Consider the following 23,985-nt stretch of genomic DNA (forward strand, 5'->3'; position numbering starts at 1 on the left):
GTCTTGATTCCCAGGTACTTCATAAAACAACTGCGCCGCCGTTGACAACAACGGACAGGCTAGTCACCACATCCGCGGCGTGCGGTCGTGTCGTGTGACGTTCGGCCGTTGAACATTGCCGTGCCGTAAACTGCCAGCCAGGACAGTCGCCGGCGCAATGTCTGTGTAGCGGCGAACAACCAGTTCGCCCCGCCAGTCCGCTTCGGCGATGATGCGTCGCCCCAGCAACTCGGCGGTCTGCTGTTGAACGGCCAGCAACGCCGACCGCTCATCCTCCGAAGGAGGACTCGTCATCGCGAGATTGACATCAGTGCGAAGCCGACGAACCGCCTGACGGAAATCATGAAGAAGCGTTTGTCGTTGCTCCGCAGCCTCGCGCATCTTCGGGAGAAACGACCCTCGTACATCCGACCTGTTCAATTCGCCGGACTTCATACGATCCGCCCAGCGGTTGAGCTCATCCTGCGGGGTCATCTCGTCACGAGCCGAGGCAAGCTCGCTGAGCTTCTCGCGATGCGCATCGAACTTTCCGTCCGCCAGGCTCGCCTGCTCAAAGTTGCTCGCGAACGCCGCATACGCTTCGATTCGCTCATCCTTCCACCGGAGCAGCACCTTCAAATCCTCGCTCCAGTTGACAAGATCGTCCGGCACATCCGCATGAAACCCGCCCGCCATCACGGAAGGCGATATGTACAAGCGGTGAAAAAAATCGAGCGTTTTGTCAACCGTGGGGAACGTCGTCCATCGCTCCGGTTCGTGGTAGCGAGCCACCGCCTCGCGCTGAAGAATCCGGTCGGCCGACGCTACGCCCATCGCCTGCGTGAGCACATCGGAAACCGTCACCAGATGAATCGGCGTCTGGCTGGTACGCTCGAACGGATAGATCAGCGCCGACCGCCCCTCACTGCCGTGAATCTTGTCGAACATCGCCTTTCGTTCATCGTCGGTTTCACCTTCGCCGAACCCAGCCATCCACGCCTGCACGCCGCTGCCATCGCTGCCATCGCTGCCAACGATTCGCCACACCGCATCGAAGGTCGGCTCCCAGTCGTCGCTGCCGAGCGTCCAGGTTGCCTCGCCCGCCGAGAGCATCCCGACGTGGGCCATGCCGCCCCCGGTCAACTCCAGCCTCGTGCCATCCCGCTCATCGTCGGCCGCCTTACGAGCGACCATACCGCCCTCGGGCACACAGAACACAGCAACCCCCTTCCCATCGTTGAGCATCGCCAGCACATAGCGAGCATGGGAAAGGTCCATTGGCTCGTCAGTCAAATCGTCAATCTCGATGATCAGATCGTCACCCAACCGATCGGGCACGACCAGTTTCGCCGCGTCGGCTTGAATCGACACCACATCATCCGAGCGCAAAGCAAGCGTTACATGATGATCAGCCGTCATCGCATTTGCCAACACCTCGGCACGCTCGCTGCGCAACGCCAACTTCAGATCCGCGCTGAGCGAGAGTGTGGCCTGATCGTCATCCACCGCATAATGCACGCCAGGCGCCCGCCCGATCTTGTGGCCCGCGCCGGATGACCAGACGATCCCGGCTCCCGCATCCATGTCTTCCTGCCGTGACGGTGCGCCGGTGAACTGTTCCTCCGCCACTTCAAGCAACACCGATCGATGAGCCCCGGCGACATCCACCGCCCGCAAACGCCATGGCCCCTCAGGGCGCGGCGCATGGTTGTACGCCACGCCGTGTCCGTCCTGTGACCAGACCGGGAAAGCATGAAACCCACCTTCCGCGGTCAGGTAACGTACCGACTCGCCTCGCGGATCGGTCAATGCAATGCGTGCCCCATCCTGATATGCGATCTGCTGTCCATCAGGCGACCAGGCAGGTCGACTGTAAATCTCGCCGCTAACCAGCACGCGAGCTTCGCTCCCCCCCTGCGCGGGAACCACATGCAGAGCGCGTTTGTCACTTTCGTCAGCGCCTGCCACGAACAGTATGGAATCGCCGTTCGGCGAAAAGATCGGCCACGCCGCGTCCTCCACACCCGCCGGGCTGACGCGCTGCGCCTCCCCGCCATCGAGCGGACGTCGGTAAATGTGGCCGTCCCGCTGGTAGACCACGCTCTGCCCGTCAGGCGACCAACTGCCCTGACTGCCTGCCCAGAGATGCCGCGCCCCGGTGCCAGGGTCGAGCCCGAGCACCCAAAGCCCATCGGCTTCGTCATGGGGATAGGTGAACAAAGCGCGATCGTGATCCGGCGAAATCACCAACGCCGCATGCTCGCCCGAATGATACGTCAGATCCCACTCCATCCCGTCTTCGTCGATCAGCTTCGTGCCATACGGGAATCGCGAGTAGACGATCTTCGACACTTCAGGCTCAAGCGTCGGGTGTTCTGCCCGAGCTGACTGGAACGCGTCCAACGCCAACGACCGGCCCGTATCGACGGGGGCCGCCGCAGCGGGCCGAGTGTTTGAAACGGGCGTCGTTACATGCTCATCATCCGAGCGCGGCCGCTCCGCCTGCTCGTCAGGCGAAGCGAAAAACCATATCCCAGATATCAGCACACCGAGCGCCAGAACCGTCATCACCACAATGACGCCAAGCTGAACGCCCCCCTGCTGTCTCGCCGATGTCACACTGTTTGGCATAAAGCCGCCTCGCTCCGTTCTCACGTGTCGCTACTACCGTTTGCCGGGCGTCGACTCACAAGAGCCTCGACCGACGCTGCGAACCCTGCTTCGAACTGGCGGCCGCATCGGGGAGCGTAATGCTCCCCGATGCAATCGCCATGATCTTGATGCACGTTACGAAATCTCACCTCGGCGACGCCCCGTCAGCGTCAGGGCCAAGCCACCCAGCAGCAGGCCGACCGAGCCCGGCTCGGGGATGATCATCAACTCACTCTGGTCGAGCACGCCATCGGAATAGCGGATGTCGCCGAGGGCTTGGAAATTGTTGTCTCGGCCAACCCGCATCGAAATTCCGCCGTTACGGTGATACAAGCTGGTGAAGCCGTCCCAGATCGCCACGCGTTCATGCTGCAGCGACCCGCCATCGGTCAGGTTCTGAAGGTAAAAGTCAACAAAGCGGTCTTCTGCATTTTCGCCCGTGCTGATGGCGATGGCAACGTAGTAGTCCTTGTCAGCTTCCACTGCCAGCGATGATGAAATATTCGTGTGCTCGCTATTGAAGCTGCCATCGTCGTTATACACGCGGGCAGCCAGCATCCCGTCCCTCACCCCACCCTGCGACTGAACCGTGGAAGTTGAAATGTCGAAGAATCGGGTGAAGCCAGCCGTCGACATGGCGTTAAAGTAGGTTTCGAAGGTAAAGCTGTTTCGGTTGAACGTCTCCAGGTTGGATGTCCGGATGTAGCCTTCGGAGGCATCAACCCCATGCGTGTTGGTCTCGCCGGTCAAGGGGATTGGATTGGGGAATGCCGACCCAGGCCCCGATTCGGGAAGTTCCAGTCGCTCAACCCCTCCATCGGTTTGCCAGTTCATGTTGCCGCTGCCTTCCTTGTCCTGCCACCATGTGCCAGTGCCAGGGATGCCGCCGGATTGAGGCGGCGTGCCATCCTCACCTTCCCACGACCAGTAGTGCAGCGTGCTGGCGTTGACGCCCCCGGCGAGGCAGCCGCTGGCTACCAGTGCCACCGCACCGGCCTTGAAGTGGACCGAGTTTCGATTAAAAAGCGATTTCAGTGCATGAATCATCTTTCAGATCTCCATAAAAGAGTTGACGTGAAGTCAGATAAAGACGGCCTCAACGGGCCAAAAACCTCGGAAGCAATTTCCTCCACCTCATAGTTCGGGTACCGGTGTCGCATTGATCATCAGAACGCGGGGACGATAGCCGAGCACTTCCAACTCGAATTGGCCATCGTGAATTTCAAACGTTTCGTGCGTCACCACATCGCGAGCATAAAGCTGCGACGGCAGACCCAAGGCTTCCAGGTCAAGCTGGAACTGGGCGTTGCTGGCTTGTTCCGCCATGTTGACCACGTTGAAAATGATCTGGCCTTGGTCGTTCGCGTGGAACGAAGCGTACACCTCGTCGGCTTCCACACTCAGCACCTCTTCATTGCTGTAATAAGGATGCCACTTCCAGTCGGCGTCCCAGTCGAACCATTGGCTGGCGACCCACATGCGGTGGTCGATGCCAAGATCGGGCTCATACGTGTCGCGTTTGCGTTCCGCGATGGCGATGTAGTACGGATACATCTTGATGCGGTTGTCGTGCACCAATGACACGGCCCAAGCCATGTTGCGGTCGACCGGGTGATGCCGCTCCCACGCATGCTCCACCGGCACGCCGTACTGCGTGGGGTTGTATTGAGCGCGATAGAAATCGATGTCGTGATAGTCCTCGCGGCGGGCGCCCTCGGCGGTGTGGAAGACGTCGATGAATGAGTTGATACCCATGAGCGGCGCCCATCCATCATGGCCGTAGACCAGGCCATTCTCCACGACTTCGCCGTGGAAGATCTTGAAGAGGCGTTTGAACAGTTCACGTCGGCCCCAGATGTCGCGGGTGACGATGCGCTCACCGGTTTCCGGATCGACATAGCCGCAGCCGCCCCCGAGCGGGCCGCTGTGCAGCGGGTTGTTGCAGAACTCCGGGCCGGGGGTGGAGTCGAGGTAGATGCCGTCCATGCCGATGTTCTCGATCATCCACACCGCCCCGCCGGCGAGATACTCGATGTAGCCGGCGTTGGTGCATTCCTTGTAGCCGCCCCAGCTGAAGCGTGTGGGCACGCGACGCATCGCCACCCCGTAGTGCTGGTACAGTTCCATGCTCGGGTCGAGCGCATTCCAACCGGCGTACCAGGTCGTTCGAAAGCCCTCGGCCTGAATGCGGTCGTTCAGTGCCCGACGCTGTTCAATGCCCTCGGCTTCGCGGAACGGCTGGCCGAAGTGCGGCCGATTCCACCGTGAGAAGACGTTGAGCCACTGTCCGCCAGCTTCCCGGTAAGCGGGAATGAACCGGCGAAAATCCATGCTTTGCTCATCCAGTTCCAGCGTTTCGTACGGCGTATGCAACTGGCCGAAGTAAAAGTCCTGCGCCCCGCGACCATACGGCCGCACCGGGCCGGCCATCAGGCCCCAGCGATACGCCAGCGCGTCGACCTCCGTCGGCTTGTCAATCACGCGAAGGCGAAACAGCGTCTGGTCCGCTTCACCGGTGCGGATCACCTCGATCGCCTCGGCTCGCTGCTGGTTATGCCAGTGCTGCGCTGTTTCCGCACACCACTGGAAGCCGCGCTCGGGCGTGCCCAGCCAGATGGCATGGTTGAAACCGATGGTAAACCCGTCGTCGATCAACCCTGCCCGCGAGAGGCCGGCACTGAGTTCCTCCATCTGCCGCGTGTCAGGCCGATGTGTGTTCTCATTGAAAAATGCGTTGAAGGTATAAAGCTCAGCGTGCTCGTCCTTGATCGGAAACTCGACGAATAACTCGTCCACGCGCACGCCTTGGGTGTCCAGTTCCAGGTCAATGGTCGTAAAGCCATCGAACTCGACCTTCGTCACGGCTCGCACCGCGACGTCGCCCGCACTGCCCTCGAATTCATACCGGGCAAATTCGTCGTCTGTCTCCGTCAGCGACAGCGTGCCGCGCAGTTCCACCTTTTCACCATCAAGCTTCAAATGCAGTCGCGGTGCTGCCGCAAACAGGCCCTCTTCCTGGCTGACCATCTGCGATGGAAGAAACGAGCCATCGAAACGATACTCTCGGCCCCAGATGCGAGCGTAATCCGCTGCCGCCTCCACCGGCTCATAAGGCGGCGGCACGAACGCGCTCGTGCCCGGCTGATTTTTCACCCAATCCGGCACGGGCCGATATAACGTTTCCAGCAACTCCCCTGCCACTTCGCCGTTCGCATCCAGCAGCCTCACCATCAACTCATAGCCGCCTTCGGCAATCCCTTCGCTGGAAAACAGCACCTGCTCCATCGCCTCGTCAATCGGGTAGCGCCCCTCTTCCAGCGTTTGACCGTCCTGGGTCAACATCACTTCCGCTTCGTGCACCCGTCCGCGAAGCTGATCGGAATGCAGCGACACTGAAAGGTCCAGCTTTTCGCTGCTGAGAAAGTATGGCACGACGGAAAGGAAAATTGGCTCGCGCTGCACCGTCGGCACGAGTGCCGAACCGAGCACATGGCCCTCGGCGTCCGTCACGTGGTAGGCAATCAACACATCGCCCGCCGGCACATCGACAGCACTGAGATTCAACCCCGTGCGGCCGCCTGCCACGGCGTCGACCGTGCGCTCGTTCTCGCCTTTGACCGTGTAGAAGCCCAACACCTGCGCGATCTGCCGATCGAGTGTGGTATATGCGCCGACGTCGCCGACCATATCTTCTTCGCCCACGCCCGAGTCGATCGTATCGAAGACGTTGTCCACGGCGCCGCTTTCTTCAAGCAGGTACACAGCGTGCTGCACGTTCACCGACACATCATCGCTGCCAAGATGAACCAGTTCCGCCAGCGCGCCCGACGACATATCGCCCAGGCGTCCAATTTCTCGCAGGCGGAACGCCGGCCGCTCGCCGACGAACTGCATCACGCCGACTTGCGCAAGGTTGCGGAAACGCACCCGATCGCGATACGACCAGAAGGCGTAGGTATCCTCCGGCGTCTTGTCGGCGCGGGCCACATCCAGCCCCCACGTCTCGCCCGCTTCAGGCGGGCCGTCCATGTCCAGTTCGGAGAACGGCAGCCGAAGCTCGGCCTCCCAGCCAGTGCTGGTCTGACGTGCGGCATACGTCCAGTCCCACTGCGCGCCGGCGTCACGGCCGTCTGCATGCACCAGACCGTCCGCGTACGCCCCGACCGCATTGCCACCGAAGTGAACCGCCTCCTGTCCGGTTCGGCCGACGTCGATCAACACCTCAATCGCGTCGTCGCCCCACACGCCCGTCGTCGCCCGGCCGGGCTCGTCCGCGGAAATGTGCATCGGGCCGGCGTAGTCGCGATGCACCCGCCAGGCGATGTACAGCGCTTCCTCGGTATAGCCGACGTAAACCTCCGTGTCGCGTTCATACTGCTGCCCGCTTTCGGTCGAGATCAGCGGCGAAAGCGTCGACGCCCCAACCCACTCGCGCTCATCCACGCGCCCGTCGATCGTCGGCGCTTCGGAAAGCATCGGCGCCCCCACATGCGGCAGCCGCTGCCACGGCAACTCCTCCGCGAACAACGCGCCCGGCGACATCGCCAGACCGCATGCAAGTCCCGAAAGAACTCCCGAAAAACGCCTCGTTTGAATCGTCATGCTCTGAACTCTCCATACGCCAGCCTTACGCCGGCTTCCTTCTGGTCATCAACGCACTTTTTCACACACCGTCTCGTTCACGAGCTGATTCGCTCGCAATCGGACGCACCACCGCCCGCGTGCCATGGCCTACAGATTCAGTCCCATTCCCAAAGACGTTTCAATAAACCGCGCGCCCTCGCTCGGCAAGCCGCCGTCCTGGTCATGGCTCGGCGTCAGGCCATACGGTCGCGTCTGCCGCTGACCGTCCACCTCAAACGGCTCACGGAACGTGTCCAGCAACAATGTCCATGGATCAGGACGCAACCCGTCCGGATAGTGATAGCCAAGCTCCTCCGGCTCGCGCGGCAGCGATGAAATTCGAAAGTCATGGATCACGAACGAATTTTCCCCGCTGTGGCCGAGCACGATCTTCATGTCCGCATCCGGCTGAACCCCCAACGGTCGGCGCATCGGTTCACGCTTCGTCTCCCGGCCGTCGACCGTCACCCACATCTCCCGGCCGTCCCAGCTCAAGGCGAAATGGCGCGGCTCACCCTCCCGCCAGCCGTCGTCGTCCTCGCCCGACACATGCCACAACCGCGCCATCACCACGACCTGTTCGCCTTCATTGCTCGCGCGAATCCAGGGCCCGGAACGCTGGCTGCCATCGTCCTGCCGACGCGTCCGCCAGATCAGTTGAAAGAACGTGTGCTCTTGCTCCTGCTCCAGCAGAAAAAGCCGTCGCCCGCGATAGTGCCCCTCGATATCCGCGTCGGGATCGAACTGCGGCACAAGCCACATCTCAATCGTGCCCCGCTCCGGATCAATGTTGCCCAACGCCGGGTAAGTCACCTGCCCCGCCTGCGCCTGCACTGCCAGCAATGCCACCAGGCACAGCGGCGTCAAAGTTACTGCCAACCATTGCGATCGCCTCATCAAATACGCTCCTGTTATTCGCATCACCGACAGGCTGATCGCCTGCTTCAAGATCGTTCAACCAACAACCGCCAACGCTCAAAGCGGCATCGGCCTCCACGCGGATACGGCCTATCGCTTTAGCCAGAGCACCTTCTCCCGAAGGTTGAATTGATTGGTCGGTGCATATGAGCCCTCCCAAGGCCCGCGTTCCAACCGACCATTACCATCGGTGAACACACTTGCGACCACCCGGGTGTCATCGTATGCCGTATTTTCGAATGCAAAGCCATGCCTTGAGACGTCACTGCCACCGTAGTGCGGCCCATTCGTGATACTCCACTGAACGGCATCAGCAGCAATCAAGGTATTGGACGGATCGTCCGCTTCGTCGATATGGGTACCACCTCGGCTTCTGGTCCAATCATCGTCATAGGGGGGGGCGCTGCCGCCCCGGACTCCGGTGCCGGGTGTGTCCGGCGTGCTGCGGTACCACCACCCGTTGTAGCCGTATGTCCCGCCTTGCATACCGGGTTGAATCACGATGTCGAATGGCACATCCGGACAATTCAGTGGCCACGCATTCTCCTCATGGCTCCAGTTGCTATCGCCCAGGTACGCCGGGATACGGTCCCCTCGCGGGAGCCCATCGTGCCAGCCACTTCGCCGTGGATGGTACCACTGATAACCGGGAAACCGCTCGCGCCAGTCCCCGGCATACGTATGAAACGCCATGCCGATCTGTCGCAGGTTGGACAGGCACTGGACCGTGCGGGCCGTTTGCCGCGCTGCGGAAAGGGCCGGCAACAGGATGGCGATCAGCAATGCGATAATGCTGATGACGACCAGAAGCTCAATGAGTGTGAATCCGCGTCGATTTGACATAAGACTGCTCCGTTCGTGAAGTGTCCCGGTTGTGACCATGTCCGTCATCCCTGTGATTGCCCCTACGATTACGACTGATGATGCTCAATGACTCGGCTTCCAACAGCACGCCGACGCGTCGATCATGCTCCGCCGAACGATCAGCTTCGTCGGCACGGCAAACGTCGTAGGTTCAAACGCAGGATTCTCCATCGCCTCGACCAGCAGCTCCGCAACCTTGCGCCCACGCAGGCGACGCTGCGGGTCGATCGTCGTGAGAAATGGCTCGCGCGTGGGGAAGTTCGGGCTCGACTCCAGATCGTCGAAGCCCGCCAACGCCACGTCGCGCCCCGGCTCGATGCCCCGCTCACGCAGTGCGTCGGCGACACCGAACGCCACCGCGTCGCTAGCGCCCACCATCACGGTGCAGCCGGCAAAACGGTCCATGTTCGCCCGCATCGCCCGGCATGCCTCGCTGATTTCCGCAATCGCACCATCCGTGCGAGGTTCGTAACACAACACCCGATGCTCGGGCACCTCGATGTCCTGCTCAGCCATCGCCTGGCGAAACACCGCCAGGCGGTTGCCCCGCACTGGATCGCGCGTCAGGTAGCCCCCCGTGACATAGCCGACCTGCCTGTGACCGCGCCGTCTGAGTTCCTGCGCCAACTGGACGTAGCCCGACCGATCGTCACGCAAAACCACACTGAGCTTGTCCGACGCGCCCAGTTCGGTCGGTGGATCGGTCGTGACCGCCGGTATCTTGCGCCGAATCAGTTCATCCAAAGTCTGCTGACCGAAGATCCGCGTGCTGAGGTAAAACCCGTCAATGCGACGGCGATGAATGGCCTTGAGCACCTGCGATTCCCCCACCTCGCCCACTTCCACCGGCAGCAACGCCAGGTGGTACCCTCGCTCCAGCGCGACGTTGGCCATTTCCAGCAGTGTGGGAGCGAAAAACGGCGACCCGAAGCTCTTTTCGGCCTGCCCCTGCACCACCCCGATGCAAAAGCTCTTGCCCGTCGCCAGCGACCGAGCCAAATGATTGGGCTCATAACCAACCTGCGCCGCGGCCTTGAGCACCTGCTGCCGAACCGCCGGTCGGACGCGGTACTGCTGATCATTACGCAGCACCCGCGACACCGTCGCCCGGCTTTTACCCGTCAGTCGGCAGATGTCTTCAACCGTCGCCATCGCCAAATGCTCCAAAAACCTGGATGAACGCGCGATCATTAAAAATGATCGCGCGTTCATTAGACCATATTCCCAAATCGTGTCAACCATTTTTCTGAATGATTTAGATCGTCTTCAGCCCACCTGTTCGTGGCCTACGGTGCCTTGTATTGAAGACCCAACAGATCGCCGACCTGATTCATGTCGGCCGGCTCTGGCTGGGCACGACGCGTCAAGCATCGGCCAGGCGAGGCCGACTCCGGGCACGCCTCGCCCCGGAGAACTGTTGGAGCGGTATTTCTCGCGACGACGGTCACGCGATAAACTGACTCATAACCCTCGTCGATCCATGTCGATGGAAGCCAACGGGGAAGTATTGCTGATCCACGACCGATGCTTGCCCTGCCTGGCGACCCGTTTTCCGAATGGTCGACATGCCCACCCCGCTCATCATTCTTGGCCAGAACCCTCGCGCCGCTGCCGGTTCGGCGAGACTCGCCGGCTATGAGCCGTGGGTTGTGACCACCCGCCCCACGGTCGACCTTCCCGACATCGCCACCGTCCGCCACTGCCCGGCCGAGCGTTATCCCGCCGCAGTCCTGGGCATGATCGACGATGCGCCCGTGGCCGCGCCGATCCTGCTTGCCGGCGATATGGAGAATTACCTCGACGTCGTGCAGGCCGTCAGCTTCGAGCACAAACTGCTCGGCTGTACGGTCGACGCGATGCGTCACATTCGCGACCCGCTCACCCTGCCCTCGCTGCCAGCGATTGAGGGCATACGATCCTGCCACACACGCACGCGCGCCTCGCTGGCTCAACGGCTCGCCCGGCTGGTCTTCGGCGCATGGGGCGGGCGGAAGTATCTGCTTAAACCGCGCCGCTCTTATCTTGGCCACGGCATCCAGTGGTGGACGCCCGGCGCAGCCGGTCAGCGGATCGGCCACGACCGCTACCTTCAGCAGTACATCCGCGGCACGCCTTATACCGCCGTCTTCTTCGCGGACGGCTGGTCGGCCAGGCTGCTGGGCGTCACCGAGATTCTCGTCGGCGAACCTGCCTTCCATGCCCAGGGCTTCCAGGTCGTCGGCCAACTCGGCCCCGTTCAACTCGCTGAACAGGCCCGCACGGCGTTATCGCACCTCAGCGTCCAACTCACGCAACGCTTCGACATGCGCGGGCTCTTCGGTGTCGATCTGATCATGGACCATCGCGGAACGCTGTGGCCCGTTGAAGTGAACCCGCGCTACGTCGACGCCATCGAATTGCTCGAACGAGCCAGCAACGTGCCACTGCTGGCGCCGACTGGGCCCGGACCGTTGCCGGCCGCGCCGCGAACCCTCGGCCGAGCGACGCTGTTCGCGTCACACGATCTCGCCGGCCCGCCCGACCTCGACAGTCTGCCATCGGATCAGGTCGCCGATCGACCGCTGCCCAACAAGCCGATCGCCGCCGGTGAGCCGGTCGTCACACTTTTCGCAGCCGGCGCTTCGCGCGACGCCTGCGAACGCCAGCTTCGCGAACGTGCCACGGCGCTGGCAGCGACCTGTTAAGCCCACGCAGCAGGTCCACCCTGATGCACCACAACTGCTCGAATGTGCCGACCGAGCATTTCACCAGGCAATAGGCCCTTCGCTCGCCGTGCCTCTACCTCAACCACTTCCGCAGCCAAGTGCCTCGCGGCGACCCCGCGCCGACCATCGCTTGCGAGCCAATCGCCTCCTCGTTCCGCTCCGCCGTCAACGGTACGACGCGCTCCGGGCCAACGTGGCCGCACCACACCTCATGCCGGATGATCGCGCGGCCGCCGTCGCCGCTGCTCATGGCAGTGGCGGAGGAACGAAGAAAAAGTGAAAAAACAGATGAGTATTAAACGATAAAAAGATCTTTAATGGTAGAATTAAGCAGCAGCCTTGTGCGTCCCCCCCGCCGGCATGTTGCCGGCGCAGCCCGCTACGACGGTAGCAGGCGGCGCACGCCCTCCCGGAAAGGGGTTTGTGATGGCCAGAGAATCTGATCTGCTCGCGCGATGCGCTTCGGTGATCCAGCGCTATCCGACCGGGATGATGACGACCGTCGAGCCGACCGGCATGCCATGCAGTCGGTACATGACCGCCGCGATCGGAGCCAATATTCGACAACTCTACTGCCTCACCGTGCGCGATGGACGGAAGCTTGCGCATCTTCATGCCAATCCCGAGGTGTGCTGGGTATTCGCCGACCCGGAGCAACAGGAGGTGGTGACGCTGTATGGCCACGCTCGCGAGGTCGATGACGCGGTGGGGGCGGACGACTTGTGGGACCGCTTGATCCGCCACGTCGAGCCCTATGGCCTGAACATGCTCGGCCAACAGGAAGGCACCGAATACCGTTTCGTTGAGACGCGCGTGGACGCGGTGGAGTACCTCAACCAGCAGGAAAAGATCCTCCGCCCTCACCGTGTGCAGTTGCATCAGCCAGGCCGCTCGGCCGGCTGCTGCGGCGGCGCCGGCTGCAGTAGTGCGTGAAGATCGGAACTGGTGGACGCCCGTGCCAGTTTGCCAGGAAGCGAGAACCCAATGCACTGTAACAAGCGCGTCATGCTGGACGGCAACGGGGCGGTCGCATCGGTCGCATATCGCATGAATGAGGTCATTGCGATCTACCCGATAACGCCTTCATCGCCGATGAGCGAGTCCGCCGACGCGTGGGCAACGCGCGGTCGACAAAACGTATGGGGCCAGACCCCCAGTGTGGTAGAGATGCAGTCGGAAGCAGGCGTCATCGGCAGCGTGCACGGCGCACTGCAAAGCGGAGCCCTCACGACGACTTTCACCTCGTCGCAGGGGCTGCTGTTGATGATCCCTAACCTTTACAAGATCGCCGGCGAGCTGACGAGTTTCTGTATGCATGTCGCAGCGCGAGCTGTCGCGACGCACGCGCTGTCGATCTTCGGCGACCACTCCGATGTCATGGCTTGCCGACAGACCGGCTGTGTCCTCCTTGCGTCCAACTCGGTACAGGAAGCACACGACCTCGCCTGCATCGGCCAGGTCGCGACGCTTCAAGCACGTCTCCCGGTGATTCACTTCTTCGACGGCTTCCGCACATCCCACGAGATCAACGGCCTCACCCTGCTCAACGATGAGCAATTGCTCGCCATGCTCGATCCGCACACCATCGCTCGCCATCGCGAACGCGCACTCAGCCCTGACACGCCACGCATCCGCGGTACCGCGCAGAATCCCGACGTCTTCTTTCAGGCGCGCGAGGCGAGCAACCGCTTTTACCTCGCATGCCCCGACATCGTGCAGAATGTGATGGACCGCTTCGCCGCGCTCACCGGTCGGCGGTACAGCCTGTTCGAGTACGCCGGCCATCCCGAAGCCGAGGACGTCATCGTCATTATAGGTTCCGCCAGCGAAACGGTGGAACAGACCGTCCGCAGCCTGACCGCAGACGGACGCCGCGTCGGCGTGCTGAAGGTGCGGTTGTATCGCCCGTTTGACGCGGCGCGTTTCGTCTCGGTGTTGCCTGCGTCCGTGCGTCGGCTGGCGGTGATGGACCGCACGAAAGAGCCGGGCGCGGTGGGTGAGCCGTTGTATCAGGATGTGATTGCAGCGCTGACCGAGGACCTGCCCGACGATCGCGTCATGCCACGCGTGATCGGCGGACGCTACGGCCTGGGCAGCAAGGAATTCACGCCGGCGATGGTCAAGGCGATTTATGGCGAACTGCGTCGCTCACGGCCGCGCCGTCACTTCACCGTGGGAATCATGGATGATGTGACCCACCTTTCGCTGCCGATCGACGATTGGTTCGGCCTCGATACCGACGGAGCAACGCAGGCGATTTTCTACGGCCTCGGCGCCGACGGCACGGTGGGCGCCAACAAGAACGCAATCAAGATCATCGGCGAAGAAGCCGGCCTGCACGCGCAAGGCTATTTCGTCTACGACTCAAAAAAGTCCGGCGCGACCACGGTATCGCACCTGCGTTTCGGGCCCAACCCGATTCACGCACCCTATCTGATTCGCTCGGCCGACTTCGTCGCCTGCCATCAGTTCCGCTTCCTCGACAGGCTCGACATACTCGAACACGCCAGATTTGGCGGCACGCTGCTGCTTAACGCCCCCTACTCGGCCGACCGGGTGTGGGAGCGTCTGCCACGGGAGCTCCAGCAGCAGATCATCGAGAAAAACTTGCGCGTGTTCACCATTGACGCCTACGCCATCGCCAGCGACATCGGCCTTGGCAGGCGGATCAACACGATCATGCAGACCTGCTTTTTTGCCATCGCCAACGTATTGCCACGTAATGCCGCAATCCGCCACATCAAGAAGGCAATCGAGAAAACCTACGCGAGCAAGGGCGGCGACATCGTGAAGCAGAACTGCGCAGCGGTGGACCAGGCGCTCGCGCATCTGCACCAACTCGACGTGCCTGACACGGCCGACTCGACGCACTACCGCCTGCCCATCGTGTCGGAAGAAGCGCCGGACTTCGTCCAGCGTGTGACGGCTGTGATGCTGGCAGACAAGGGCGATTACCTCCCCGTCTCCGCGTTCCCCGTGGACGGCACCTGGCCCACCGGGACGTCCCAGTGGGAGAAACGCAGCATTGCCACGAAGCTGCCCCAGTGGGATACGGCGTTGTGCATCCAATGCAACAAGTGCGCGATGGTCTGCCCGCACGCCGCCATCCGCGCGAAAGTTTTTGAGCCCAGCGCACTAGCCGACGCCCCCAACACTTTCCAGACGATGGACTACAAAGCTCCCGACCTGCGCGGGCTGAGGTACACGCTCCAGGTTGCTCCAGACGACTGCACAGGCTGCGGTTTATGCGTCAATATCTGTCCAGCCAAGGATAAAGCCGAGCCCGGCCATAAAGCCATCGACATGGTCCCGCGCGAAAATGTGCGGGGCACCGACGAAGTCAACTGGGATTACTTCAAGAAGCTACCCGACGTCACGCGTACCCGCATTGTTCGCCTCGACGCGAAGGGATCGCAGTTCTTTCAGCCATTGATGCAGTTCTCCGGCGCATGTGCCGGTTGCGGCGAAACGCCCTATATCAAGCTGCTGACACAGCTGTTCGGCGACCGCGCGATGATCGCCAACGCCACCGGCTGTTCCTCCATCTTCGGCGGCAACCTGCCCACAACCCCCTACTGCGTCAACAACGACGGCCGAGGCCCGGCATGGGCCAACTCGCTGTTTGAAAACAACGCCGAGTTTGGCTTCGGCATGCGTATGGCGGTCGATCAACTCGCCGCCGCCGCCCGCATCCTCGTGCATCGACTGGCCGGCCGCATCGGCGATACGCTCGCCAATGACCTTATCGCGATCCCCGCCAGCGACGAAGCATCGCTACACACGCAACGACAGCGCGTGCATGCACTACGACGGAAGCTGGCGAAGATCGACGCGCCCGAAGCCCGTCGGCTCGACCACCTCGCTGACTTCCTCGTCCCACGCAGCGTCTGGCTGGTCGGAGGCGATGGCTGGGCCTACGACATCGGCTACGGCGGGCTCGACCACGTGCTCGCACAGTCGCGCAATGTGAATGTGCTCGTGCTCGATACGGAGGTCTACTCCAACACCGGCGGCCAGCAATCCAAGGCCACCCCGCTCGGCGCTGCAGTGAAGTTCGCAGCAGCCGGGAAACATACGGGTAAGAAAGACCTGGGCCTTATGGCCATGTGCTACGGCCACGCCTACGTCGCCAGCATCGCCATGGGAGCCAACGACAACCATGCCGTCAAGACGCTGATTGAAGCCGAACAGTTCCCCGGCCCCTCACTGGTCATCGCTTACAGTCATTGCATGGCCCACGGCTACGACATGAGCAAAGGCCTCGACCACCAGAAACTCGCGGTCGAAACCGGCATGTGGCCGTTGTATCGCTTTGACCCTCGCCGTATCGAGCAAGGCAAGCCGCCGCTGCAACTCGACAGCAAAGCGCCGCACCATGACGTCCGTGATTACATGAATCACCAAACGCGATTCCGCATGGTCGAGCAGGTTGATGCGGAGGAGTTTAAGGCACTTGCCGAAGCAGCACAGACGCTCGCTTCGCGACGCCTGTCGCTGTACCAGCAACTCGCCGCGATCACGCTGTCTGACGGTATCGGCAACTGATGCTCGCCAGCGTCTGGATGTAGTCTCGCATCTCATCACGCACCCTTTGGTAGTGCGACAACACCTGCTCCGGCCCGATAATCTCCGGCAGCGAGCCCCGCCCGGCCACTGTCGTGGTGAGATGAAAGGTCGGCCGGGCGACAAGAACGGTTGCTATTGATTCGGTCGAATTCGCGTACGTCTGGAGCAATTGCAGTATTTGAAAAGACTGCGAAAAATAGGCAAGCAGGTTGAGTCATACGGCGATTCTGACGACTAATTGCGGGGAAAGAGGCGACCGCCTCAGCCTGAAGACCCGATTCCGTCAGTTTAAGGAAGTCAGATATGGGTTCGTCCGCATCACCCGCACCCGCTTTGTCATCCATTCAATCCAATGCTGGACTGCAGACTGAGAGGCGACCGCTGGAACAGACCGGCCTGAGCTATGACGTGGCTGGCACGGCCGACGCAGTCATCGAGGCATGGCGGCTGGTCTATCGCAGCTACCGACGTGCGGGATTGATTGCCAGCAACCCCGCCAACCTGCACTCGCTGCCGGAGATTATCGGGCCGCAGACCATGGTCGCCTGTGGTCGGCTCGGCACGGAAGTCGTCAGCACCATCAGTTCCTACACCGATGGCCCCACCGGCCTGCCACTCGACCAGGTTTACCCCGACGAACTCACGCAACTGCGCCGCCGCGGTCGGCGACTCGCCGAGATCGGCCTGCTCGCCGACCGTCGGGAAAATCCCAGTCGTACACTCAACAGTCTCTTTGACCTGATGCGGTTCGGCGTCCTGTACGACATCCATTGCGGCATGGATGACACCGTCATCGGCGTCCACCCCCGCCACGCGCCTTTCTATCAGCGGATGATCGGCTTCGAGATCGCCGGCCCCGAGCGAAGCTATGCCACGGTCAACGACCAGTTGGTCGTCCTGTTGCGCCTGGATTTGCGCACGACGCCCTACCAGTCGCGCCTCCCACGCGGTTTGAAATACTTTATGGACAATCGCATCCCGCCGGAGGCGTTTGACCAGCGGTTCACCTTTGCCGAACCCGCCCTCGTCAATTCCGACATCGGCCGCTTCCGGGCGTGGTCAGACGATCACCGCCGGCTCGCACGCGAGAAATCGGCCGAGCCTGACTCATTGAACAGGGCGGACGTGTCTGAGGATCGGCATGCCAGCCGACCCCCTGTTGCGGCATAGGCATAGCCCAACTCATCCATGACCATCGGCTTGCCGCGTGACGACCGCGCTCGGCGGAATCTGCCGTGCCCGAATGCGCCTGAGCCGGCTTACCCTTCCGCCTTGCTCGCGAGAGGGGGACGGCGAACGCCAATACGGTAGACCAGCACTACACCCCCGCCAGCCACGATCAACCCCAACACGTCGGTAAGAATCAGCGTATCGCCAAATGCGATCCATGCCATCAGCATCGTCACCGGCGGGCTCAGATAGAACAAACTGGCGACACGCGTCGCTTCTTCGCGTGCAAGCAGACGCCACATACTCCAGTATGCCCCGAGTGACACAGCCACCACCAGCCAGACCATCGTGCCGACAAACGGTGCCACCCACTGTGTGGCGAAGCCTTCAATCCACCAGGCAGGAAGCAGCAAAGCGAGTGTGGTGGCAAGGCTCTGGTAAAAAAGTGTCAAATCGAGCGGTTGACTGTCGGGGCTTCCTTCGCGCGTCCAGCGCCGCTGTAACAGGCTCGCGATCGTGATGCCCACCACCGAACCGAATGGGATTAAATATCCGAGTGGCGGTGTCGTTCCATCCAGAGTAAGTCGCGCCCCGACCGCGATGACCACACCACCAAAGCCAAGTATCAGCCCGAGCCACTGGCGTGCGTCGGTTCGTTCACCGAGGACATACCCCGAAAGCGTGCCAGTGAGTAAGGGTTGAAGCGCCGTCACCAGCGCCACGATGCCCGCCGGCACACCCATATCCAACGCCAACAGCGCGCACGTCAGCCAGACGCCGTGCGCGAGAATACCCACCATGCCCATTCGGCCGGCCAGCCGATGCCCCGGCCAACTGAAACGGCCGCTCAACACAAGCCACACGCCCAGCAGGCCTGTCAGCGCGAGATAACGCCAGAACAGCAAGGTAAAGGGGCCGGCAAATGGCAGGCCGTATTCGGCCCCGATAAACCCGGAGTTCCAAAGGAACACGAACAGAAGTTCGAGTATGAAAAACTTTCCCAACCACGTCTTTGTCGGCATGAACTCTTTCGCGAATGCGGCACTAGAGGCCGAGTGAAACGTGGCATTGGGTCAGCGGGCTGAGTGCTGAGTGCTGCGAATCCCTGAATCTCCCATCATCGCGGTGGTCAGAATTCGAGCAACAGAATCGGTGGTCCCATTCATTATATTGCCACCGTGAGCCGGTCGTGGTACGCATCGGGCTGCTCGCGGAGTGGACCGACTCATCTTACCCCCCCCCCATCGCGACTCCCCGCAGACAGCCTCGCCCCGGCAATCTAAACTGAAAACACCACTACGCCCAGGAACCGCCACATGTCCACCACCCTTCGTCTCGTCGAACTGAGCGCCAATACCGACGCGGTCGAACGCTTGCAACAAGCGGTCGGAGATATTTCCTGCATCGAGCAATGGCTCCTTCACGGCAATGACAATCGCTCAACCCTTCGCCTGCTGCTGCCTTCCGACGCCGTCGAGGCGGTGTTTGACGCCATCGCCGAACACGAACTGCCCGACGATTCGTTTCGCGTCATGCTCTTCCCAATTGAGGCCACCCTGCCTGCCGTCGGCCAGCCGGAGGAAGAGCAAACCAGCAAAGAGGCCGCGAAACAATCCGGCGATCAACGCCAGCGCGGCCGCATCAGCCGTGACGAACTACTCAACGATCTCACACCCGGCACGCAGATTTCCACCATCTATCTCATCATGGTGCTGCTCTCGGCCATTGTCGCAAGCGTCGGCCTGCTCCGGGACAACGTCGCCGTCATCATCGGCGCAATGGTCATCGCTCCGCTGCTCATGCCGAACATGGCCCTCGCCCTGGCGACCGCGCTCGGCGACTTGAAGATGGCGGCCCGCGCCCTGGCCACCAATGCCGCCGGCGTGGCCGTGGCCTTTATCTTCTCCTGCATCGTCGGCCTCGTACACGGCGTCGATCCCTCCGCTGACGAACTGCAAACACGCACTCGTGTTTCACTCGGCGACATCGGCCTTGGCCTCGCCTCCGGCATCGCCGGCGCGATCTCCGTCACCACCGGCGTACCCGCCACGCTCATCGGCGTCATGGTCGCCGTCGCCCTGCTGCCGCCGCTCGTCGCCACCGGCCTGTTGCTCGGCGCGGGCGAATGGGTCATGGCTGGCGGCGCCGCGCTCCTGCTGGCCGTGAATATCATCTGCATTAATCTGGCCGGTGTGGGTACCTTCGTGTTACAGGGCATTCGGCCCCGCACCTGGTACGAAGCCAGTGTCGCCCGCCGCGCCACCTTCACGGCCCTCGCCCTTTGGCTCACCGCCCTGCTCAGCCTCGCCGTCCTGGTCTGGATCGCCGAGGGATCCGATTGACCCAGAGCCGCCCCCGCCGGAGTTGGCGGACGTAACGTTTGCCTTGAGCGCTTGCGATCAGGGTTGGAGTCGTACGACCAACTTTTACATGTCCGTCAGTTAGCCCGATGCCACCGGCTGGCCGTGGCGGCCGGCCTCATTGCTTTATCATTGCCAAGCCGTAGTGGTATGGCGGTAGCCCAAGCACTGTGCGTTCGTTGGCCTTGAAGCCGACTTGCTCAGCCCACTGCTGGCATTGCTCCGGTCGCGGGCGAATGGCCATGCTCGGCCCGCGTGGCGTCGGGATGTCGCACCGCCAGTGCATGATCCCGAGCACGCCCCCGGCCCGCAACACTCGCCAGGCCTCCGCCAACAGCCGTTCCGGCTCTTCGCAGTGCAGGATGTTGAACAGCATTGCGAACCCGGCTTGCCCATCATCCAGCCCCGTACCTTCGGTTACAAAGTTGCGCCGGATCGCCAGAACGTTTGCCACACCTTCGGCGTCCGCCTTGGCTTGCGTAGCGGCGACCATGTCCGCTTCGATGTCGAGGGCGTATACGCTGCCTTTGATGATCCGTGCCGCGGGGATGGCAAACGTGCCGTAGCCGCATCCGAAATCCACCACGTCGCCAGTGTCGGCGTGCAAACCCATCGCCCGCAAGGTCGCGTCAGGTGAAAAGTACGTCTGCCACGATGCGTCGTCCGGCATGCCGCTTTCTCGCGTTTTCATGCAGGCAGTTTATCGGAGATCTTGCAGGCGGCGCGACTTGGTGACTGACAATGTTCTCGCTTTCGCGCGGTCGTCGGCTTGCGTGGCAGGCGTCGTCCGGTGAAGATTGATCATACGGCTCGGTTGCGTATGTTCACAGCTTGCCCAGCAATGACCCGCCTTAGGAACTGTGTATGTCGATGCTCGTTCGCTTTCACATACCGATGGTGCTGTTTGCGGCCTGGTTGATATTGGCGGGTTGTGGCTCGGAGGGCGAAGGCGATCGCCGATTGAGCCGCGACGGCGACACACGGCCGACCGTTGGCGTGTCCCTGCCGGGCGACGGACAAAAGTGGCACGCCGGTGTCCACTGGTGGGCCGAGCAAGCCATGGCGGAGCATTCGGAGGTCGATTGGCTCGTCCAGCGTGCCGAGCATGCAAGCGAGCAGGCAGCGCAGATCGACGACATGCTCAAGCAAGGCATCGACGCGCTGATCATCCTCGCGTTGGACGAGGACACATCGCTGGCATCAGTCCGCCATGCGACGGACGTCGATGTCTACGTGGTCAGCGTCGATCGCGCGCTTCACGAACCGATCGCCGACCTGTTTGTAACGGGCGACCATGCCGCGTTCGGCCGAGTCAGTGCGGAATTCATCGTGCAGCAACTCGATTTTCAGGGCAGGGTCGTGATCCTGCGCGGCGGACCGACAGCGGGGGATCGCATGCGATATGAAGCAGCGATGGAAGTGTTCGGCGCACATCCTGGTATTGAAGTACTCGACACGTTGCCGGGCGAGGGCGATCGCGAGCAGTCGGCCGAGGCGATGCGAACAGCCCTTGCCGAGCACGATACGATCGGTGCGGTGTGGGCGGGGGATGACGAGATGGCGCTCGGCGTGGAGGAGGCGGTGCTCGCCGCTGGCCGTGCGGATGAGATGTTGATCCTCGGCGGCGGCGGGATGAGCCAGATCGTCGGCCGGGTGAAGGAGCAGGACCCGCTGTTTCCCGCGACGGTCGCGTATTCGCCGGCGATGATGGCGGTGGCTGTGCACCTGGCAGTGGCGGAGGTGTTGTATGATGGTGACGAGCAGGCTGTGGCCGCGATGATACCGGCCCACCTGAGGCTGGACGCCGGTGATCTGCTGGGGCTTGCCGAGCCGCGACCGACGGAACAACGGCGGCTGATCCTGCCGGTGCAATTGATCACGCAAGACAACGCAGCGGACTATCATTTCCCTGATTCGGTATATTGATTTGCCCCGGCAATAGCGGGGCCGACGCAGCACGCGGGCGTGGCGGAATTGGCAGACGCGCCAGGTTTAGGTCCTGGTGGGGTAAAACCCGTGGAGGTTCGAGTCCTCTCGCCCGCATTCAAAGACGATCTACGGAAGGGGGACGTTGCTATGCTGGCATCTCGTCGTCTATCGCTTGTACTGCTCGCAAGCTGGATCGCTCTGGTCAGTGGAACACCCGCCCCGGCACAGGTGCGCATGGCCGACCTGTGGAAGCACGAGAGCGTCTACTACGACATCCGTACCAATCTGCCGGCCGAGGAAGTCCAATGGTACGCCGACCGTATGGACCACGTATACGAGGAATTTCAGTGGCTGACCGCCGACTTCGGTGGTCGCGAACGTCAGCACCGTCCCGAATCGCTGTTTCTCGTTGAGACCGCACCGGATTATCGCACGCTCATGCGCAGTTTCGGCATCCGGGCGGAACATGCCGGCGGCATGTACTTCAGTACAGACTCGCACCGCAGATCGGGACTGATCACCTATGTCGGCGGCCGGGATCGCCACCATGTGCTGCGGGTGTTGCGCCACGAGGCGTTTCACCAGTTCGCTGCCCGTCATTTCGGCGGACGGCTTCCCCGCTGGCTGAACGAAGGATTTGCAGGATACTTTGAGCGATCGATCGTGGTGGACGACCGCATCGCTGTCGGCTTCGCGGCAGGTTCGGACATCACGGCGTTGCGTCAGATCGTTGCCGAACGACGACACATACCATTGGACGAGTTGTTTGATATTTCACCTTCCGCGTGGCGTCGGGCAATGCGGCACGACCGCGAACGATCACGGGTGCAGTATCTCCAGTCGTGGAGCATGGTGCATTTTTTCATGCACGCGGAGGAGGGGCGATACGCACCGGCATTTCAACAGTTCCTGAACGACCTGGCGGGGGGACGGGGCGGCCGGGTGGCGTTTCGTGAAGCGTTCGGTGCGGACATCGCCGTGGCCGAGCAACGATGGATTGCCTATGTACTGGAAGAGATGGCCCCTGACCGGCGGTACCTGGCCAAGCAACGGCTGCTGAGCGTCGGCTCCCAGTTGCGTTTCGCGGCGGAGCGCGGCGACCTCCCGACGACGTTAGACGAAATGAACGTCATGTTTGATCAAGCGGAGGCAACTCCACCCGAACCGGGACCGCATGGCATCACCATGCCAACCGTCCCGGGCGATGGTCGCTCGCTTATGAGCTACCTCGACGACGAAGACCAATGGGTATCCTTCGAGTTGCAGGAGGCGACGGACGATGCACTTCCGCCAACGGTGGTTGGATCGGGACTCACACCTTCGCCGGTGCTTGTCTGGACACGGGGGTTCGATGGCCAGCTTCACTACGAAGTGACCTTCCGCACGGCGGTCGATGAAGACTGATCGAGTCGTACTGCCAGCATCATCTCTTTGAACGGCGACGCGATGGAAGCCTGTTTGGGATGCGTCGACTCGGCAGTTGGTCATCGGCACAACTTGAAACCACGGATGGTCAGCAGTGAGCTGTTGCTGCTGTTGCAGCGCTTCACTCAAGCTTGCGCGGCATCGTCGACGCCACATAACGCACCGGCTGCGTCTGGCTGCTCTCGATGGCAAGCGTTGAATCGCGATCCGGCTCAACGGTAATGTCCATCGACGCTCGTTCGAGTACCCACACGCCTTCATTATCCTGCCGACGGTGCGCATAGAATTTGCACTGCGTCACCCCGCCCAGCAGCGGCTGCGTGTTCGCGTTGCTTCCGCCGTAATTCGTGGTCAACAACAGTTGCTTATCTTCCTCTTGGTATTCGATGCGAATCCGCCGACCTTGCGTGTCGAAAAGCTCAATGTAATTCGTTACCAGAATAGACGGATCAACCTGTCCGTTGTCGCGCACGAAGTAAACCACCGGCGGCTCGCTGGACGTGTCCGGCAATGTCGGGCCGTGAGCCGTAGACGTCCGAACGAGCGTCAGCAGTCGATGCGTAACCAGCCGGGTGGCCGTCTGCGTGCCGGCACTTTCGGCAGCCGCGGCATACGCGCGGAAGCTCACGTCAATGGCAACCATCGTCGCCGTCAGCAGCATGGCCGTGATCGCCAGCGCGATGAGCATCTCGACCAGGGAGAAAGCCTTGACGCGATTTCGTATTTCGGATTTCGAATTTCGAAGTTGTACATTATTCATATCGTTATGCTGCGGAGGGCAGTCAACATGTACG

General features: G+C 61.8%; 18 protein-coding genes and 1 tRNA gene. 8 read left to right on the top strand and 11 right to left on the bottom strand.

Annotated features, from left to right (window positions below; translation table 11 throughout):
* Positions 1-63 precede the first annotated feature (63 nt).
* The 6 genes from ACERK3_17515 to ACERK3_17540 all read right to left on the bottom strand — a co-directional run bounded on the left by ACERK3_17515 (position 64) and on the right by ACERK3_17540 (position 10,188).
* Positions 64-2,610: a TolB family protein gene (locus ACERK3_17515; protein ID MFA9480076.1), complete on the bottom strand. Its 2,547-nt coding sequence runs from the start codon at positions 2,608-2,610 to the stop codon at positions 64-66.
* 156 nt (positions 2,611-2,766) lie between these two features.
* On the bottom strand, positions 2,767-3,678 hold the full coding sequence (locus tag ACERK3_17520; protein MFA9480077.1) for a PEP-CTERM sorting domain-containing protein: 912 nt from the start codon (positions 3,676-3,678) through the stop codon (positions 2,767-2,769).
* A gap of 87 nt (positions 3,679-3,765) precedes the next feature.
* Complete coding sequence (locus ACERK3_17525) at positions 3,766-7,233, bottom strand: hypothetical protein (GenBank protein MFA9480078.1); 3,468 nt, start codon at positions 7,231-7,233, stop codon at positions 3,766-3,768.
* A gap of 129 nt (positions 7,234-7,362) precedes the next feature.
* A complete protein-coding gene (locus ACERK3_17530; protein ID MFA9480079.1) occupies positions 7,363-8,151 on the bottom strand; it encodes a hypothetical protein in 789 nt (262 codons plus the stop codon).
* A gap of 111 nt (positions 8,152-8,262) precedes the next feature.
* Entirely contained in the window at positions 8,263-9,015 is a 753-nt protein-coding gene (locus tag ACERK3_17535; GenBank protein MFA9480080.1) for a prepilin-type N-terminal cleavage/methylation domain-containing protein, read from the bottom strand.
* A gap of 84 nt (positions 9,016-9,099) precedes the next feature.
* Entirely contained in the window at positions 9,100-10,188 is a 1,089-nt protein-coding gene (locus ACERK3_17540) for a LacI family DNA-binding transcriptional regulator (protein MFA9480081.1), read from the bottom strand.
* A 413-nt stretch (positions 10,189-10,601) separates the two neighbouring features.
* Here ACERK3_17540 and ACERK3_17545 point away from each other — a divergent pair, with 413 nt between their 5' ends.
* A complete protein-coding gene (locus tag ACERK3_17545; protein ID MFA9480082.1) occupies positions 10,602-11,720 on the top strand; it encodes an ATP-grasp domain-containing protein in 1,119 nt (372 codons plus the stop codon).
* 94 nt (positions 11,721-11,814) lie between these two features.
* Here the strand turns inward: ACERK3_17545 and ACERK3_17550 are convergent, their stop codons facing one another.
* Positions 11,815-11,991, bottom strand: a complete 177-nt coding sequence (locus ACERK3_17550; protein ID MFA9480083.1) for a hypothetical protein — start codon at positions 11,989-11,991, stop codon at positions 11,815-11,817.
* A 176-nt stretch (positions 11,992-12,167) separates the two neighbouring features.
* Here ACERK3_17550 and ACERK3_17555 point away from each other — a divergent pair, with 176 nt between their 5' ends.
* Positions 12,168-12,674 carry a pyridoxamine 5'-phosphate oxidase family protein gene (locus ACERK3_17555; GenBank protein ID MFA9480084.1) on the top strand — a complete coding sequence of 169 codons (507 nt, stop codon included), beginning with the start codon at positions 12,168-12,170 and terminating at the stop codon, positions 12,672-12,674.
* Between the two features lie 51 nt (positions 12,675-12,725).
* On the top strand, positions 12,726-16,286 hold the full coding sequence (nifJ, locus tag ACERK3_17560) for a pyruvate:ferredoxin (flavodoxin) oxidoreductase (protein ID MFA9480085.1): 3,561 nt from the start codon (positions 12,726-12,728) through the stop codon (positions 16,284-16,286).
* On the opposite strand, the gene ACERK3_17565 is transcribed toward nifJ, so the two are convergent.
* Entirely contained in the window at positions 16,258-16,476 is a 219-nt protein-coding gene (locus ACERK3_17565) for a hypothetical protein (GenBank protein MFA9480086.1), read from the bottom strand. The two genes, nifJ and ACERK3_17565, sit on opposite strands and share 29 nt — an antisense overlap.
* A 134-nt stretch (positions 16,477-16,610) precedes the next feature.
* On the opposite strand from ACERK3_17565, the gene ACERK3_17570 reads away from it, so the two are divergent.
* Positions 16,611-17,477 (top strand): hypothetical protein, encoded by an 867-nt coding sequence (locus ACERK3_17570; protein MFA9480087.1) that lies wholly within the window; start codon positions 16,611-16,613, stop codon positions 17,475-17,477.
* Positions 17,478-17,566: 89 nt separating this feature from the next.
* Here the strand turns inward: ACERK3_17570 and ACERK3_17575 are convergent, their stop codons facing one another.
* Positions 17,567-18,499 (bottom strand): DMT family transporter, encoded by a 933-nt coding sequence (locus ACERK3_17575; GenBank protein MFA9480088.1) that lies wholly within the window; start codon positions 18,497-18,499, stop codon positions 17,567-17,569.
* Positions 18,500-18,793: 294 nt separating this feature from the next.
* On the opposite strand from ACERK3_17575, the gene ACERK3_17580 reads away from it, so the two are divergent.
* Positions 18,794-19,819, top strand: coding sequence for a TIGR00341 family protein (locus tag ACERK3_17580; protein ID MFA9480089.1), 1,026 nt, complete (start codon positions 18,794-18,796; stop codon positions 19,817-19,819).
* Positions 19,820-19,955: 136 nt separating this feature from the next.
* Here the strand turns inward: ACERK3_17580 and ACERK3_17585 are convergent, their stop codons facing one another.
* Complete coding sequence (locus ACERK3_17585) at positions 19,956-20,528, bottom strand: class I SAM-dependent methyltransferase (GenBank protein ID MFA9480090.1); 573 nt, start codon at positions 20,526-20,528, stop codon at positions 19,956-19,958.
* Positions 20,529-20,701: 173 nt separating this feature from the next.
* On the opposite strand from ACERK3_17585, the gene ACERK3_17590 reads away from it, so the two are divergent.
* The 3 genes from ACERK3_17590 to ACERK3_17600 all read left to right on the top strand — a co-directional run bounded on the left by ACERK3_17590 (position 20,702) and on the right by ACERK3_17600 (position 23,170).
* Complete coding sequence (locus tag ACERK3_17590) at positions 20,702-21,763, top strand: substrate-binding domain-containing protein (GenBank protein MFA9480091.1); 1,062 nt, start codon at positions 20,702-20,704, stop codon at positions 21,761-21,763.
* Positions 21,764-21,796: 33 nt separating this feature from the next.
* Positions 21,797-21,880, top strand: a tRNA-Leu gene (locus tag ACERK3_17595).
* A 33-nt stretch (positions 21,881-21,913) separates the two neighbouring features.
* The gene (locus ACERK3_17600) at positions 21,914-23,170 is read left to right on the top strand and encodes a DUF1570 domain-containing protein (protein ID MFA9480092.1); all 1,257 of its coding nucleotides are present in this window, start codon (positions 21,914-21,916) and stop codon (positions 23,168-23,170) included.
* A 142-nt stretch (positions 23,171-23,312) separates the two neighbouring features.
* Here ACERK3_17600 and ACERK3_17605 read toward each other — a convergent pair whose 3' ends face one another.
* Entirely contained in the window at positions 23,313-23,951 is a 639-nt protein-coding gene (locus ACERK3_17605; protein ID MFA9480093.1) for a prepilin-type N-terminal cleavage/methylation domain-containing protein, read from the bottom strand.
* Positions 23,952-23,985: the final 34 nt, after the last annotated feature.

This window comes from Phycisphaerales bacterium AB-hyl4, assembly GCA_041821185.1.
In the GTDB taxonomy this organism is placed as follows: Bacteria; Planctomycetota; Phycisphaerae; order Phycisphaerales; family Phycisphaeraceae; genus Natronomicrosphaera; species Natronomicrosphaera hydrolytica.